At 40.5% G+C, this 15,793-nt stretch carries 15 protein-coding genes; 11 read left to right on the top strand and 4 right to left on the bottom strand.

The genetic code is table 11. The features are described 5' to 3' along the window. The first annotated feature begins 41 nt into the window (after positions 1-41). The 7 genes from LCL89_RS12305 to LCL89_RS12275 all read left to right on the top strand — a co-directional run bounded on the left by LCL89_RS12305 (position 42) and on the right by LCL89_RS12275 (position 7,877). A complete protein-coding gene (locus LCL89_RS12305) occupies positions 42-836 on the top strand; it encodes a hypothetical protein (RefSeq protein WP_224810355.1) in 795 nt (264 codons plus the stop codon). A gap of 115 nt (positions 837-951) precedes the next feature. Next, the gene (locus LCL89_RS12300) at positions 952-1,569 is read left to right on the top strand and encodes an NUDIX hydrolase (RefSeq protein ID WP_224810354.1); all 618 of its coding nucleotides are present in this window, start codon (positions 952-954) and stop codon (positions 1,567-1,569) included. Positions 1,570-1,905: 336 nt separating this feature from the next. Next, a complete protein-coding gene (locus tag LCL89_RS12295; protein ID WP_224810353.1) occupies positions 1,906-2,823 on the top strand; it encodes a proline dehydrogenase family protein in 918 nt (305 codons plus the stop codon). A gap of 30 nt (positions 2,824-2,853) precedes the next feature. Continuing rightward, on the top strand, positions 2,854-4,401 hold the full coding sequence (gene pruA, locus LCL89_RS12290) for an L-glutamate gamma-semialdehyde dehydrogenase (RefSeq protein ID WP_224810352.1): 1,548 nt from the start codon (positions 2,854-2,856) through the stop codon (positions 4,399-4,401). 344 nt (positions 4,402-4,745) lie between these two features. Next, a complete protein-coding gene (locus LCL89_RS12285; protein WP_197316955.1) occupies positions 4,746-6,011 on the top strand; it encodes a PucR family transcriptional regulator in 1,266 nt (421 codons plus the stop codon). Positions 6,012-6,214: 203 nt separating this feature from the next. Continuing rightward, a complete protein-coding gene (locus tag LCL89_RS12280) occupies positions 6,215-7,663 on the top strand; it encodes an NAD(P)H-binding protein (RefSeq protein WP_224810351.1) in 1,449 nt (482 codons plus the stop codon). A gap of 64 nt (positions 7,664-7,727) precedes the next feature. Then, a complete protein-coding gene (locus LCL89_RS12275; RefSeq protein ID WP_197316957.1) occupies positions 7,728-7,877 on the top strand; it encodes a hypothetical protein in 150 nt (49 codons plus the stop codon). A 48-nt stretch (positions 7,878-7,925) separates the two neighbouring features. On the opposite strand, the gene LCL89_RS12270 is transcribed toward LCL89_RS12275, so the two are convergent. Genes LCL89_RS12270 through LCL89_RS12255 form a run of 4 tightly spaced genes read right to left on the bottom strand, consistent with a single transcriptional unit; the run spans position 7,926 to position 9,500 of the window. Continuing rightward, entirely contained in the window at positions 7,926-8,402 is a 477-nt protein-coding gene (locus tag LCL89_RS12270) for a hypothetical protein (protein WP_224810350.1), read from the bottom strand. After that, positions 8,377-8,622, bottom strand: a complete 246-nt coding sequence (locus LCL89_RS12265) for a hypothetical protein (protein WP_224810349.1) — start codon at positions 8,620-8,622, stop codon at positions 8,377-8,379. Before LCL89_RS12265 ends, LCL89_RS12270 begins: the two co-directional genes overlap by 26 nt. Then, the gene (locus LCL89_RS12260) at positions 8,619-9,068 is read right to left on the bottom strand and encodes a DUF948 domain-containing protein (protein WP_224810348.1); all 450 of its coding nucleotides are present in this window, start codon (positions 9,066-9,068) and stop codon (positions 8,619-8,621) included. Before LCL89_RS12260 ends, LCL89_RS12265 begins: the two co-directional genes overlap by 4 nt. Positions 9,069-9,071: 3 nt before the next feature. Continuing rightward, complete coding sequence (locus LCL89_RS12255) at positions 9,072-9,500, bottom strand: DUF948 domain-containing protein (protein ID WP_224810347.1); 429 nt, start codon at positions 9,498-9,500, stop codon at positions 9,072-9,074. Between the two features lie 530 nt (positions 9,501-10,030). Between LCL89_RS12255 and glgB the strand changes: the two genes are divergently transcribed. From glgB to glgA, 4 genes are all read left to right on the top strand, one after another. Further along, entirely contained in the window at positions 10,031-11,944 is a 1,914-nt protein-coding gene (glgB, locus tag LCL89_RS12250; protein WP_224810346.1) for a 1,4-alpha-glucan branching protein GlgB, read from the top strand. Further along, complete coding sequence (locus LCL89_RS12245; RefSeq protein ID WP_263620712.1) at positions 11,941-13,101, top strand: glucose-1-phosphate adenylyltransferase; 1,161 nt, start codon at positions 11,941-11,943, stop codon at positions 13,099-13,101. Before glgB ends, LCL89_RS12245 begins: the two co-directional genes overlap by 4 nt. A 19-nt stretch (positions 13,102-13,120) precedes the next feature. Further along, positions 13,121-14,227: a glucose-1-phosphate adenylyltransferase subunit GlgD gene (gene glgD, locus LCL89_RS12240; RefSeq protein ID WP_224810345.1), complete on the top strand. Its 1,107-nt coding sequence runs from the start codon at positions 13,121-13,123 to the stop codon at positions 14,225-14,227. Positions 14,228-14,337: 110 nt separating this feature from the next. Continuing rightward, the gene (gene glgA, locus LCL89_RS12235; protein ID WP_224810344.1) at positions 14,338-15,768 is read left to right on the top strand and encodes a glycogen synthase GlgA; all 1,431 of its coding nucleotides are present in this window, start codon (positions 14,338-14,340) and stop codon (positions 15,766-15,768) included. Positions 15,769-15,793: the final 25 nt, after the last annotated feature.

The following is a 15,793-nucleotide window of genomic DNA, read 5'->3' as shown; positions in this document are numbered from 1 at the left end:
AAATAGATTTATTCATAGAGTATTTTTAAGGAGCTAAAAACATGAAAAGATTTTTATTGATGCTTATGACTATTATTCTCATGACATTAGTGGCCTGCAACACATCGACACCCGAAGCAGTGACTTCGATGGATGTAACTGAATCAGGAGAAAATAAAGAAGAGACTTCAAAACCTGGGGAGGAGAGTTCTCAAGACCAACCTGAAGAAGAGGGAAGTGAGACTACACCAGCTTCTGGTGAACCAAAGAGCGAAAGTAAAACTTCAGAAAAAGGTTCATCTGATGAGTTTTCAGAACAGATGGGAGAACCTATGCCCTCCATTGATATTGGAATAGATCTTTCTACGAACACCTTTGGTATGAATGGGGTCTTCACGGGTGATTCCAATAATCAAGTGATCCAAACGTTGGGCGAACCTATAGAGAAGATGGACAATGAACGGTACGATTATACCTTTATTGATGCCTGGTATAGTGAGAAGCTTATGGTTGTCTTCGATGATCTCGGAGTCAACTATCTTCAAGCGGACTCAAGTATGGAAGATGGTAAATTATTATCCGATTCCTTTATCAATGATTTCCCTGGAACGATTTATCAAGCTACGGAAGAACAGAAAAGTTTGACAGGAAGCCTGGAGTTATTGGTTTTTGTCCTTGGAGAAAGTTCTGTGTTGGCAATGGAAAAGTATGAAGACGAAAGTACTGACGTGACACGTTCCTATATGGTTTCGGACATACATCACTGGTCTTTCGCTCGTGGTTGGGATATGGCAGCATTTCAGGATGAAACTCAATTTAATGAAATAGATGCCCTCACAGCTCTGAGTGCACAATAAAATGAAAAAGACCTTACGGTAAAGAGTAAGGTCTTTGCTTTGCCGCCCATCTTTTTATTCTGAAATTGATATTGTCTGTTATAGTATGAGAAAAAGAGATGACGAGGTGAAAGGAATGAATTTCGAGTCCATTTTAGAGAAGATGAAACAGCACAGCCCTTCTGTGCTGGGGAAAAATTCCGTTTCTGAGTATTCGATTCTCCTCCCGCTGATTCAAAAAGAAGGAGAACTGCATCTTGTGTTTGAAGTACGGTCTCATAAAATGCGTCGTCAGCCTGGTGAAATCTGTTTCCCAGGAGGAAAAGTGGATGCCGAAGATGATATGGAACAAGATGCCGCCGTCCGTGAAGCGACAGAGGAATTAGGGGTAGGAGCTGAACATATCACTCATGTGTATCCATTCGATTACTTAGTTTCTCCATTCAGGATGATGGTTCACACTTATGTAGGCTTTATGAATTGTGAAGTGACAGATATGAATCCTAACCCTGATGAAGTAGAAGAGGTGTTTACAGTTCCCCTTGCCTTTTTTCTAGAGAACGAGCCAAAAGTCCACCACGTTCATTTCGAAGTGAAGCCGGATGAAGATTTTCCTTATCACTTAATACCGGGAGGGGAAAATTATAAGTGGCAGACACGGCCTGTCGAGGAACTTTTTTATTTTTATGAAGACAAGGTGATCTGGGGGCTGACTGCTAAAGTGTTGAATCACTTCATAGACATGATTCGTTAAGAGGATCTAATTTAACCAGAGGATTTGTAATCTGTGTTCCGAAAAGGCTGATCAAATGGTGTGGAAAAAATGCATTTGCAGCTGTCCAAGTCGTACATGATGTTTTATAAAAAATATGAACTAGAAAATATAGGAAGACCCTGGGTGAATTCGTCCAGGGTCTTTTTTGATTGTGCTTAAACTATAAAACTATGGTCGGATGTTTGTGGTCTTGACACGTTGTGGAAGCACTTACAATAACGTTATAATTTTCACAACAGTTAAATAATTCAGCCATTTCACCTGAAGTAACCACATGGTTCCTGATAGGAGAAAGACGAAAGGAGTGTGGTGATCTTGGAAGCCATCAGCAAGAATTTTTTCTTATACCTATCCAACAACAAATTATTAGACCGCTTTGCGAAGCGTTTTGGAAAGAGATTTGGGGCTGACAAGATAGTCGGAGGGGAAACATTCTCTCAAGCAATTCCGTTAATTCAGCAATTGAATCATGAAGGGTTACAGGTCACTGTCGACCATTTAGGTGAATTTGTAAATTGTGAAGCAGAAGCACGCGACCGAGCACAGGAGTGCACCCGCTGCATACAATCAATTGCCAATCATCAATTGAATTCAGAAGTCTCCTTAAAATTGACGTCACTTGGACTGGATATCAACCGAGAACTTGTGATTGAAAATATGGAGACGATCCTCGAGGAAGCTGAGAAACGAGGGGTAACGGTAACGATTGATATGGAGGACTCTTCGCGTTGTGAAGCTACACTTGAAATTTATAAAGAGTTGAAAGACAAGTATGAAAATCTGGGTACAGTCGTCCAATCTTATTTATATCGTTCAGATAAAGATTTGGATGAGTTGGATGCCTGCAAACCTTACCTGCGTCTTGTGAAGGGGGCGTATAAGGAATCAGGGAAAGTAGCTTTTCCTGATAAAGAAAGTGTCGATAAGAATTTGAAGCACTTAATCAAGAAGAACCTTCTGAATGGTCACTACACAGCCATTGCCAGTCACGATGATGCGATCGTCGATTACACGAAAAAACTGGTTGAAGAACATGATATTCCGAATGAGCGTTTTGAATTTCAAATGCTTTACGGAATGCGTAATCAGATGCAGAAAGATTTATTGAATGAAGGGTATAACGTCCGTGTGTATATGCCTTACGGAGAAGATTGGTATGGGTATTTCATGCGGCGTTTAGCAGAAAGGCCGGCGAATATTGCCTTTGCGATCAAAGGAATATTTTGCAAATAAATCATTGATTATGGAAAGGAGTATGTCAACATGGTCACCGCTTATAAACATGAGCCATTCACAGATTTTTCAGTAGAGGAAAATAAAAAAGCTTTCGAGGAAGCGTTGAAGAAAGTGAAAGGGGAATTAGGTCAACATTACGATTTGTTGATTGATGGCGAAAGAATTCGTACGGATGATGTTATCACCTCTACCAACCCGGCAAATACGAAACAAGTGGTCGGAACGGTATCAAAAGCGAATGAAGATCTAGCAGAAAAGGCGATGCAGTCAGCGTCCGAGTCGTTTGAAAGCTGGAGAAAATGGGATCCAAGAGCAAGAGCGGAAATTTTATTCCGTGCTGCAAATATCATTCGACGCCGCAAGCATGAGTTTTCTGCATATCTTGTTCATGAAGTAGGAAAGCCATGGAAAGAAGCCGATGCCGATACGGCAGAAGCGATTGACTTCCTTGAATATTACGGACGCCAAATGATTGAGTTGAAAGAAGGAAAAGCAGTAGAAAGCCGCCCTGGTGAAGAAAACCGCTATATTTACACATCTACAGGTGTAGCCGTTGTCATTCCACCATGGAACTTGGCACTTGCAATCATGGCAGGAACGACAGTAGCTCCTCTAGTCACTGGAAGCACCGTAGTCATGAAACCGGCTAGTAACAGCCCGGTCATAGCTGCGAAATTCGTAGAAGTGCTTGAAGAAGCAGGTCTTCCGAAAGGTGTGCTGAATTTTGTTCCAGGCAGCGGTAAAGAAGTAGGCGATTACCTTGTCGACCATCCGAAAACTGCCCTTATTTCCTTTACTGGATCCCGTGACGTAGGAACACGGATCATGGAACGTGCTTCTGTCATCCAGGAAGGACAGAATCACATTAAACAAGTAATTGCTGAAATGGGTGGTAAAGATACTGTCGTCGTTGATAAGGAAGCGGACCTTGAAACAGCCGCAGAAGCGATCATCATATCAGCATTCGGCTTCTCAGGACAAAAATGCTCTTCCGGTTCCAGAGCCGTCATTCATGAAGATGTTTATGATGAAGTGTTGGAAATGGTGAAAGAGCGCGCGGAAAAACTTACGGTCGGGAACGCTTCTGAAGAAAATGTTTATATGGGTCCTGTCGTAGATCAAAGCGCTTATGATAAAATCATGAGCTATATTGAAATCGGTAAACAAGAAGGACGTCTTGTAACTGGAGGAAAAGGGGACGACTCCAAAGGTTACTTCATTGAACCGACGATTTTCGCAGACCTTGACCCTAATTCCCGTATGCAGCAGGAAGAAATCTTCGGTCCTGTCGTCTGCTTCACAAAAGCGAAGGACTTTGATGAAGCCATTAAAATTGCCAACAACACGGAGTACGGCCTTACCGGCGCAGTGATCTCAGACAATCGAGACCACTTGGAAAAAGCGAAATACGACTTCCACGTCGGAAACTTGTATTTCAACCGTAACTGCACAGGTGCCATCGTCGGTTATCAGCCATTCGGAGGCTTCAAGATGTCAGGTACAGACTCCAAAGCTGGCGGACCGGACTATCTAGCGCTGCATATGCAGGCGAAGACCATTTCTGAAAGATATTAATACTATTCAATAGAATCTTAACACCCCGAGCCTAATGAGTTCGGGGTGTTTTCTTTATTTAAAGCTCTGTTAATATCTAGTGTCGTTTTTATTTATCCAACCCTAGGCAAGTATTGGGATCGATTCTAATTGCATCTCGTGACGAGTGCGGATAAGGGTCCGCTTTCTAAGGCACTCACACACTCAACAACCTCTCGAAGTGAATAAATGAACAGGTAAACTTTAATAGAGCCTTAGAATCCTTTCCGGGATATTGCTTTTTATTTCCATATGAAGCCGCTATAATGGTGACAAACAAGAGATGCGGAAACAGGATCAGTGGTAACGGAAAGGTATGATTTCATATGGAAGTCAAAGATTTGATTCTTCAAGTAGAAGATATTCATAAGGCGACGGAACTGATCAGTTCTAAAATAGGGGAACCTATTATAATTGAGAACAAAAACTTTGAATTGGTTTCCTACAGTTCTTCATCTTATGAATTTGATTTAACGCAACAGAAGACGATTTTATCAAAAAAGTGTCCAAGCTTTATCATTGAACGGTTAAAAAAAGAAGGGATTGTTCAGCGGTTAGAAAAGAAATCAGATCCTATCAGAATTGAGCCAATAGAAGAATTTGGTTTCCAGCAAAGAATAGTTGTCGCAGTCAAGCATTTAGGCCACACGATGGGGTTCATCTGGGTGCAGGAAGCGGATCGGAACCTGAACCAAACGGAGCTTGATTTTTTAGGAGAAGTCGCCCCCCACCTGGGCAAGTTAATCTATGATATGTATACGAAAGCAAATGTCAAAGAAGGAAGAAAAGAAGAGCTGCTTTGGCAATTGCTGCATCATGAATACGGGAATGAGAGCCAATTCCGTAATGAAGCTTCTCAAGCAAAACTTCAAATCCCGAATCGTTTTTCTGTCATCGTTTTTTCTGTCAGTGCTCCGCAGCACAAGTATTTGCTTGATTATTTAGAAGGAACTGTCGACCGCTTTAAATTTCACCGCCAATACCAATATTTGAAGTCTGAATTTCAATTAATTTTAGTCGTGGAGGGTAGTTCAAGAGAGAAATTTTCTTCTACAAATGTAGCGCGCCGCCTAGTCGATGAAGTGAAGAAAGATCTTGGAGATGAACAATTTTATCATTTTTTAATTGGAATTGGTAAAGAGTATACGGAATTATATTATATGAGAAAAAGCTTCTTAGAAGCTCTGGAGGTCATTGAAACAGCAAACTTTCTTAATCCAAGACCTGAAACCATGCCTCGTGAATTTGCTGAGCTGGGAATCTATAGGCATTTAGCAACTCTGTATGAGAAGAATAGTTCAGATGATTACTACAGTGAAGATCTTTTACGGTTAATTCAGAACGATTCTGAAAAACAAACGGAATTACTTAGAACCTTAGAAGTGTATTTAGCTAATAACGGAAAAGGAAAACAGACAGCTCAAAATCTTTTTATTCACCCAAACACTTTGAATTACCGCATTAAACAAATACAGGAATTAACTTCAATAGACTTTAATGATTTTAATATGAAAGCCTACTTATATACAGAATTATTGCTCTTAAATAACATTTCTTCTTATTATCAAAGATATAAGGACGCTATTCGATAACCTCATTTATAAGTGGGCTTATCCGTAGAAAATAACTCACCTTCAGTAGGGGAGTTATTTTTTGTTTATATCAGGCAATTACATGAGCTTATGTTATTGTCAGTAATTTAAAATTTTGTTGGAAATATTACAGATGAAGTTTATGTTATAAGGTTTGGATTTAGGGTATTTCTTAATAAATGAATCAAAAAGGAGGGAGTGTTATGTCTGGTCAAAGACCAGTAGTAGCCCTTACAGGTGCTAGTGGGTACATAGGGGGCAATTTGATGAAAAAAATGGAGGGTTATGCCGAAGTAATAGCCCTATCGAGAAATGGAGAACGTAGAGACAATAAGAAGCATGTAACTTGGCGTTCCTGTGATTTATATTCATTGTCAGATGCTGAAAAGGGATTGCAAGGTGCGGATATTGCGGTTTATCTGGTTCATTCCATGATGCCGTCAGCGAAGTTGACTCAAGGATCTTTTGAAGACATGGATGTTATCCTTGCTGATAATTTCGCAAAAGCTGCCAAGAAACAAGGTGTGAAACAAATCATTTATTTGAGCGGTATAATCCCGAAACATTCTCCCCAACTGTCGAGGCACCTTAAAAGTCGATTGGAAGTAGAAAGGATTTTAAAATCCTATCAAGTCCCTGTTACCACAATTCGTGCTGGGTTGATTGTGGGACCTAAAGGTTCTTCATTTCCTATATTGGCAAAACTCGTCAAGCGTCTTCCGTTTATGCTGCTTCCTAAATGGACCCGCACGAAAACGCAGCCTGTTGCGCTGGAGGATGTCTTAGGTGCTCTTAGTCAAAGTGTTGGGAATAAAGAGCTTGAAAACCGGGCGGTTGATATCGGAGGACCTGAAGTCATGACCTATCAAACGATGATGACTAAGTTGGCGGATGTCATGGGAAACAAACCAAAGATGATTCATTTTCCTTTTTTGACCATTCATTTATCAAGGTTATGGGTCCGTCTCGTATCAGGAGCTCCCAAAGAAATGGTTTATCCATTAATCGAAAGCCTTGTTCACCCCATGGTTGTGCAGAAAGAAAATACAGTCAAGCCCATCAGTTTTGGTTCTGTCCGTTTTGAAGAAGCTGCGAAGAATGCTTTAATTCAAGAAGAACAGAGTAGAGAAAAAGAAGGGGGTAAACCTTCCATTCTGACTGATATTCAGGAGGATGTGAGGTCTGTCCAACGCGTTCCTATTCCTGAAGGGAAGAACGTGGATTGGGTGGCGAAACATTATGTGAAATGGTTGGAGGATGTGTTGAATCCGTGGATTAAAACGACGGTGGATCAAAAACTGAGCTGTCAAATCGGATTCGTATATTCAAATACCCCTTTACTGGAGCTTACTTATTCATACGAACGAAGCAACACAGATCGATCGCTTTATTATATAACTGGTGGGTGGCTTACGGACACAGAAAAAAATGTAAGAGGGAGGCTTGAGTTTAGAAAAATTCCACATAAAAACCAGGCCATAGTTGCTATCCATGATTATATGCCATCCCTGCCTTGGTTCTTTTATAAGTACACACAAGCAAAAGCTCATTTGATCATTATGGCTTTATTCAGAAAGCATTTAGAAAAAATGATGAACTATTCAAGTGAAAAAGAGGTCGGCAGTAAAGTGGCTTCCATTAAAAATGCATAACCTCACCGGGACGATAGACAATAATAATACCCCTCCACTACAAAAAGTAAAGGTGAGATGAACTTTGAGTAAGAAAGACAAGAAGCCCAATCGTCAATTTAAAGAAAATAAAAACAATGGCGAACACAGAAACGGCCGTCTGGCTCAGTTTAAAAACCATAGTACTGAATTTGGTGCAGAGCCGAACGAGTACTTGGATAAAAAGAATCATTAAGAAAAAGCTGGGCATAAGCCCAGCTTTTTAAGGTTAAAATATTGAATTTTATCGGTTAGGGTTAACTTCCACTTCTTTTTGTTCTGCTGTCAGCGTTTCTTCTTCAGAATCAGTAATCTCCTCTTTTACTTCCTGCGCTTTTTCTGTGACTTCCTGCAGGTCTTCTCCAGCATCTTTAGCTGTAGAAATGATTTCTTCTGATTCTTCTTTAATATCCTTTGCTTTCTCAGTGATTTCCTTACCTTGGTTGTTGAAAACTTCTTGTACTGTAGCTACCGCTTCATTCGTAATAGATACGATATTTCTCACTTTAGAGACTAAATCATCTTTTTTCGCTGAAGGATCTTCCTTTACTTCTGATGCATAATTTGTAAGGGCCTCTTTGGTTGATGAGGTTCCCTCTTTAAGACGCTTTCTTTCGTTAGAATCTTTAATTAAGACCAATGCTCCTCCGACTACTGCACCTGCTAGAATAGCCAGTGGCAGCTTTTTATTTCCTTTAGTTTCTTGTGTTTGTTGTGCCAATTTCATTCTCCTCTCCAAGTATGTTTTGTTGTGCTTCATTTCTCAATTTTTCCTTAGAAGCTTCCAAAATGTGATGATGTATTTTACCTACTTCATAAAACTCTTCTTTCTTGCGCTCGACTTTCATTTTATATATGGGAAGCTCTTTTGTCACAGCCTGGATCCAAACGCCGCTGATCACTCCTAATGAAGCACCTACCAACCATTCGAGACGTTTCATAGGTTTTGACTATCCAGTTGGACAGATTTTAAAGCCTTTCTTCTTTGAATCAGGTAGTAGGATAATGCTAGAGCGCCATAGATTCCGCGCCAGCCTTCCTCATTTACTTTCTGCTCCCCTTCGTGCGTACTATTTTTCATTGAATAAGTTATATCAACCAGGGACGACGTTAATTTCCTGGAGGATTCTCCAATGTCCCCGACAATGTAAAACAATGGACTTAAAGCTCGGATTTTTTCATTGACGTCGGCTAACGTATCATTACTATTGTGGATGACATTCGATGTTTCCTTCATTACAGAATCAAGCTGTTCCGGAAGTTGTTCTACGGTTTTATTCACTCCGCCAAGAACTTTTGCCAAGTTATTCAACGCTTTTATTATAAAAATAGATACAACGGCGAAAGCAATTCCTATAATTAGTACTCCAATTCCTAAAAAGTCCATCTTTTACCCTCTCTTTCCTGTATTATTCTTTTTGGTTTTCCATCTTAAGTATAATTCTATCGCTGCATCTCCCCATCGCATCGCTTTTGCTACTTGATCGCTGGATCGATCAGAAGCGTGGGCTACACTTTCGGCCATACCATTCAAGGTGTGGTTAACATTTCCCATAGTGGACCCGACATTTTGTAAAGAATCTACAAATCCGTTGATGGACTGGGTTTTCTTCTCTAAGTCTGATGCGATGTTATTGGTTTTTTTCAATAAATTTTCAGACTCGGATGTGATTCCCTGCATTTGACCTTCTACTTTTTCTAAGGTGTTTGACACGCTCGTCATGGTGGAGGAGGCAGCTTTTAATGTTTTTACAACAAAAACAGCTATGAATGCAAAAGATAATGCAATAATAAGTAAACTGATGCCTGCTAATGTCATTTCTCTATCACCTCTTCTACATGTTTAGTTTGCTATACCACTAACATTAACCAATGAAACACATTTACTCATGGAATAATTTCCTTGAATTCCCACCTTGAGTCTTCCTGTATATGGAAGTTGCGTGGCCGGAGCATCAGGTGAAATCTGCCACCTAGAAAATATTGGGTTTGAATAAGCGTAATAGAAGGTAGTGTAGTTTATAGGTTTTGATATCACATGTCCATCCAAAGGTGACATTAGAAAGATAAATGTTTTTGTAATTATTTTCCTCACTATAATACTACTTTTTTTCTTTTTTTTCTCTAAGACCCTCCAAAATGTTGTAAGCGCTATCTTTGTAGATATATTAAGAAGCTTAATAAAACGTTTACAAAAAGCCCTATTTATCGACAAAACTTTTCAGAATTTTTTCCTAATTTTAATTGTAAAAGCACAGTTGGAATTTTATGATTAATATAGAGATTAAAAAATTCTACATGTTTTTCAAATATTTTAAACATAAATTTCTTTGTAAGAGGAGTGGTGGCGTGGTTAATGACACAGCTTTAGAACACGACATATATTTATTTCATCAGGGGAATCTGAGGTACAGCTACCAGCTTCTTGGTGCTCATGTTGAAACCAGAAATGGTGAAAAGGGCATACGTTTTGCTGTGTGGGCTCCGAACGCTCAACAAGTAAGTGTAGTAGGTACCTTCAATGACTGGGATGGCAGAGAGCATCCTATGGAAAAAGTGAATGGTAATGGAATTTGGATGACATTCATTCCTGGGTTGGAAGCAGGTGTCATCTATAAATACGAAATATTGACACCACATGGTCACTTGAGGTTGAAAGCGGATCCTTATGCTTTTTCAAGTGAACTTCGTCCGGATACAGCTTCAGTTGTTCATTCATTGGATAACTATACTTGGAACGATGAAGATTGGATGAAGGAACGAAAAGCCAAAAATCCTTATGAATCCCCAATGTCGATATATGAAATTCATCTGGGATCGTGGAGATACATAGAACCGGAGGTCTTCTATAACTTCCGTGAATATGCTGATATGGTCATTCCTTATGTGAAAGAGCTTGGCTATACCCATATTGAGTTACTCCCCATTATGGAACACCCCTTCGACAGATCCTGGGGTTATCAAATCACAGGCTACTTTGCAGTAACTTCGCGTTATGGTTCTCCTGATGATTTCAAATACTTCGTCGACCAGTGCCACCAGCATGGAATCGGAGTGATCCTGGATTGGGTTCCAGGCCATTTCTGTAAAGATGAGCACGGATTAAGAAGGTTTGATGGAGAGCATCTTTATGAATATGAAAACCCTGGTAAGGCAGAAAAGACACAATGGGGCACGTTAACCTTCGACTTTGCTCGAAATGAAGTTCAAAGCTTTTTAATCTCCAACGCCATTTACTGGTTGAAGGAATATCACTTGGACGGGCTCCGGGTAGATGCAGTAGCAAGCATGCTTTACTTGGATTTCGGTAAAGAAGATGGGCAGTGGGAATTGAATGAATACGGCGGTCGTGAAAATTTAGAAGCTGTATCTTTCATTAAGAAAATGAATGAAGCTGTGTTTGAAGAAATACCCGATACTCTGATGATGGCTGAAGAGTCAACTTCGTGGCCGCTTGTCAGTGCTCCGACTTATATAGGAGGGCTTGGATTCAACTACAAGTGGAACATGGGATGGATGAATGACATGCTCAAGTATATGGAGCTTGATCCAATCCACCGCAAGTACCACCACAACCTGATTACATTCTCACTTTTTTATGCCTTCTCTGAGAATTTTGTACTCCCGATCTCTCATGATGAAGTCGTTCATGGAAAGAAATCGTTATTAAATAAAATGCCGGGGGATTACTGGCAGAAATTCGCAAACCTTCGTGCTTTCCTTGGCTATATGTATGCACACCCAGGCAAGAAGTTATTATTCATGGGTAGTGAATTCGGTCAGTTCGATGAGTGGAAAGATTTAGAGGACTTGGATTGGGAGCTTCTGGGTTACGACTCACATTCTGCGATTAAGGAATACATGAAGCAATTGCATCAATTATATAACGACAATCCTTCATTATGGGAGCTGGATCATAAAGAGGAAGGGTTCAGTTGGATCGATCCAAATAATTATGAGCAGAGCATTGTGTCATTCGCGCGTAATGGCCGTAGTTCAAACGAAGAATTGATCGTGGTCTGTAATTTCACTCCTGAAGTTTATCACGATTATAAAGTAGGCGTACCGAAACATGGCTCATACAAAGAAATATTCTCGAGTGATGCGGAACACTTCGGAGGTTCTGGTCAAACAAATGGTTTAGCACTGCAAACTATTTCTGAACCTTGGCAAGGACAAGACCAACATATATCCATGACGATTCCCCCACTCGGCGTGAGCTTCTTAAAAAGAACTTCAGTATCCAAGGAGGAAAAATCATGAAAAACAAAGAATGCGTAGCAATGCTTTTAGCTGGTGGGCAGGGAACGAGACTTAAATCCTTGACGAAACAAATTGCTAAACCTGCTGTTTATTTCGGAGGTAAATATCGGATTATCGATTTTCCACTGAGTAATTGTACAAACTCTGGAATCGACACAGTAGGCGTATTGACCCAATACGAACCTTTGATTTTGAATGACTACATCGGAATTGGAGATACGTGGGACCTTGACCGGAAATTCGGAGGAGTCTCTGTCCTTCCGCCATTCATGCAGGCAGAAGGTGGCGGTTGGTATACAGGAACTGCAAATGCGATTTATCGGAATATCAAGTTCTTGAACCAACATGATCCCGAGCACGTATTGGTTTTATCGGGTGATCATATTTACCGAATGGATTACAGCGCCATGCTGGATCATCATAAAGCTTCAGGAGCGGACGCTACGATTTCTGTCATAGAAGTCCCTTGGGAAGATGCAAGTCGATTCGGAATCATGAACACAGACGAAAACGGTCGTATTACCGAGTTTGATGAAAAGCCGGCTGAACCTAAAAGCAATTTAGCTTCTATGGGCGTTTATATTTTCCGCTGGGATGTACTGAAGCAGTACTTAGTGGATGATGCAGAAAACGAAAACTCTTCTCATGACTTCGGAAAAGATATCATCCCTGCTTTGCTTCATGATTATAAAAAACTTATGGCTTATACATTTGAAGGATATTGGAAAGATGTAGGAACGGTAGAAAGCTTATGGCAGGCCAATATGGATTTATTGAAAAAGGAGCCTGAGCTGGATCTAAGCGATCAACGATGGAGAATTTATTCTAAAAACCCGAATCAGCCTCCGCAGTATATTGCTCCTCAGGCGAAGGTCAATAATGCATTAATCAATGAAGGGTGCCGTATCAAAGGCACTGTGGACACATCTATCGTTTTCTATGGTGTACACGTTGATGAAGATTCAATAATTAAAGATTCAGTCATTATGCCTGATGTGAAAATCGGCAAAAATGTAAAAATCCATCGTGCGATCATTTCCAAGGGTGCAGTCATCGAAGATGGGGCTGTTATTGGAGACCCGGCACCTGATAGTGAAATCACACTTGTAGCTGAAGAAGGCAGTGTCCTTGCTTCAAGTTATGTAACCAATTGCTAAGAGGAGGCTTCTATATTTTATGGATCGTGTAGCTGGAATTATAAATTTGGATCATGAACAAGATATGTTGGATGAACTGACTTACTTCCGGTGTGGAGCAGCTGTCCCATTTGCAGGACGTTACCGGATGATCGACTTTGCTATCTCGAATATGACAAACTCCCGTTTTGATTCCGTAGCGGTTTTTGCCCGTCGCAAATACCGCTCATTGATGGATCATCTCGAGCAGGGAAAGGCGTGGGATTTAGACCGTAAACGTGGAGGTTTATTCATCCTTCCTCCAGATTGGAATGACCCTACTGATATCTCTCAAGGAGATTTGCAGCATTTCCATAACAACATCGACTTTATTAATCGTACGCTGGCAGACTATATTGTCGTATCCGGTTCGCAAAATATCTGCAATATCGATTATCAAAATGTTCTTGCAGACCATAAAGAGTCCGGGGCAGACGTCACCGTGGTTTATACAAAAGTGGATGAACTCTACCCTGAACATCAGAGTGCCCATAAGCTTGAAATCGATGAAAATCATCGCGTCACTTCTATAAATAATGATTTGAAAAACAAAAACGTCTATATGGATATGTATCTAATAGACAAGAACCTTCTTCATGAATTGATAGAACAGTGTATTGCACATGGTTGTTCACACTTTTTCCAAGATGGAATCAAAGCGCAGCTGGACCGTTTGAAAGTGAATGCACATGAATATGTCGGAGCTCATGCGTTGATTAATTCCGTAGAAAGCTATCACCGCAACAGCTTTAATCTGTTGAACGAGACAGAACATGATCGTTTATTTAATGACGATAACCCGATCTACACGAAGGTGAAAAACGAAGCACCTTCCAAGTATTTGTCTTCTTCCAACGTAACAAATACTTTAGTAGCGAACGGTTGTGAAATTGAAGGTCATGTGGAAGACAGCATTTTGTTCAGAGGTGTGAAAGTTGCAGAAGGGGCTGTAATTAAAAACTCCATCATCATGCAGAGATGCGAGATTGAAAGTGATGCAGTGCTTGAAAATGTCATTCTGGATAAAGATTGTACGATTTCGAAGGGCCGTACACTTATTGGTGCCCCTGAGAAGCCTTACGTGGTACCGAAAAGAAAAAGTATGTAAATAAATGGGGTAAGGGGCTGTCTAGAGGCAGTCCCTTTCACTTAAACAGTGAAAGGGAAAATCATAGATATATAAGTGAGCGATTTCACAATATGAAGGAGTGTATCAGTGTGAATGTATTGATGATCGGATCAGAATGTACGCCTTTTATAAAAACAGGAGGATTGGCAGATGTGCTGGGATCTCTTCCTCAGGCGTTGAAAAAAGAAGGGGTGGATGCCCGCGTTGTTCTTCCTAAGTATGAAAATATGTCTGATGAATGGAAGATGCAACTGACCCACCTGGGGGAACTGAATGTGCAGTTAGGCTGGCGCAATCAATATGCAGGCATTGAATATATCGAATATGACGGAATCCCTGTCTATTTCATAGATAACGAGTATTACTTCAAGCGATCCAATTTATACGGATTTGATGATGAAGCAGAGCGATTCGTATTTTTCAACCGTGCAGTCATGGAAATGTTAATCGATTTGGATTGGACGCCTGACGTTCTGCACTGCCATGATTGGCACACAGGTTTAATCCCTCTTTATCTGCACACCCATTACAAAGATGTAGAGAAGTTCCAGGGTATGAAAACGGCATTTACCATTCACAACTTGAAGTATCAAGGTGTGTTCGCGCCGTCAGTTTTGCATGATTTAATGGATTTCGATGAAAGCATGCTGCGAGACGACACGTTAGAATTTTATGGAAACATTAATTTTATGAAAGCTGCTTTGAACTTTTCTGACTTCATTACGACGGTCAGTGAAACGTACGCTGAAGAGATCCAGACGCCTTATTTCGGGGAGAACCTTGATGGAGTGTTGAGAAAGCGCACCGATGAGTTGGTTGGTATAGTAAACGGAATTGATGACCAAGATTACAATCCGTTAAAAGATGAAGCGCTCGAGTTTCCCTACCGAAGTTCGTTGATCAAGAAAGCTCAGAATAAAATGTGGCTGCAAGAGAAGCTGGGTCTTCCTGTAAGAAAAGATGTTCCTATGATTGGCATCGTTTCCAGGCTGGTTGAACAAAAAGGATTCGACCTTATCGGGCGTGTAATTGATGAATTATTGTATCACGATGATTTGCAAATCGTCTTATTGGGTACAGGGGAATATCAATACGAGCAGATGCTCCAGTGGGTCCAAGACCGACACCCAGAAAAAATGTCAACGAATATTACCTTCTCAGAAGCACTCTCAAGACAAATATATGCTGCAAGCGATATGTTCCTGATGCCTTCCCGCTTTGAACCATGTGGAATTGGTCAATTGATAGCATTAAGATACTTATCTGCACCGATTGTTCGTGAAACAGGAGGACTTGCAGATACAGTTCAATCGTACGACAAGTCGACCGGAGAGGGGAATGGATTCACATTTGCTAATTATAATGCGCACGATATGTTGTATACGATTCGTCGCGCACTTGAATTCTATCAGGACCAGTCTGAATGGCAGAAGTTAGTCAAGAATATTTGTAAGAGCAAGTTTACATGGAAAGATTCCGCAAACCAATATATGGATTTGTATCAAACGATGCTTGAATAGCTTTTCATTAGAGGGGGAGAACTTA

Source organism: Halobacillus yeomjeoni, assembly GCF_020171525.1.
In the GTDB taxonomy this organism is placed as follows: domain Bacteria; phylum Bacillota; class Bacilli; order Bacillales; family Halobacillaceae; genus Halobacillus; species Halobacillus yeomjeoni.
The sequence above is the reverse complement of the archived record's forward strand: the minus strand, read 5'-3'. Positions and strand labels throughout refer to the sequence as shown.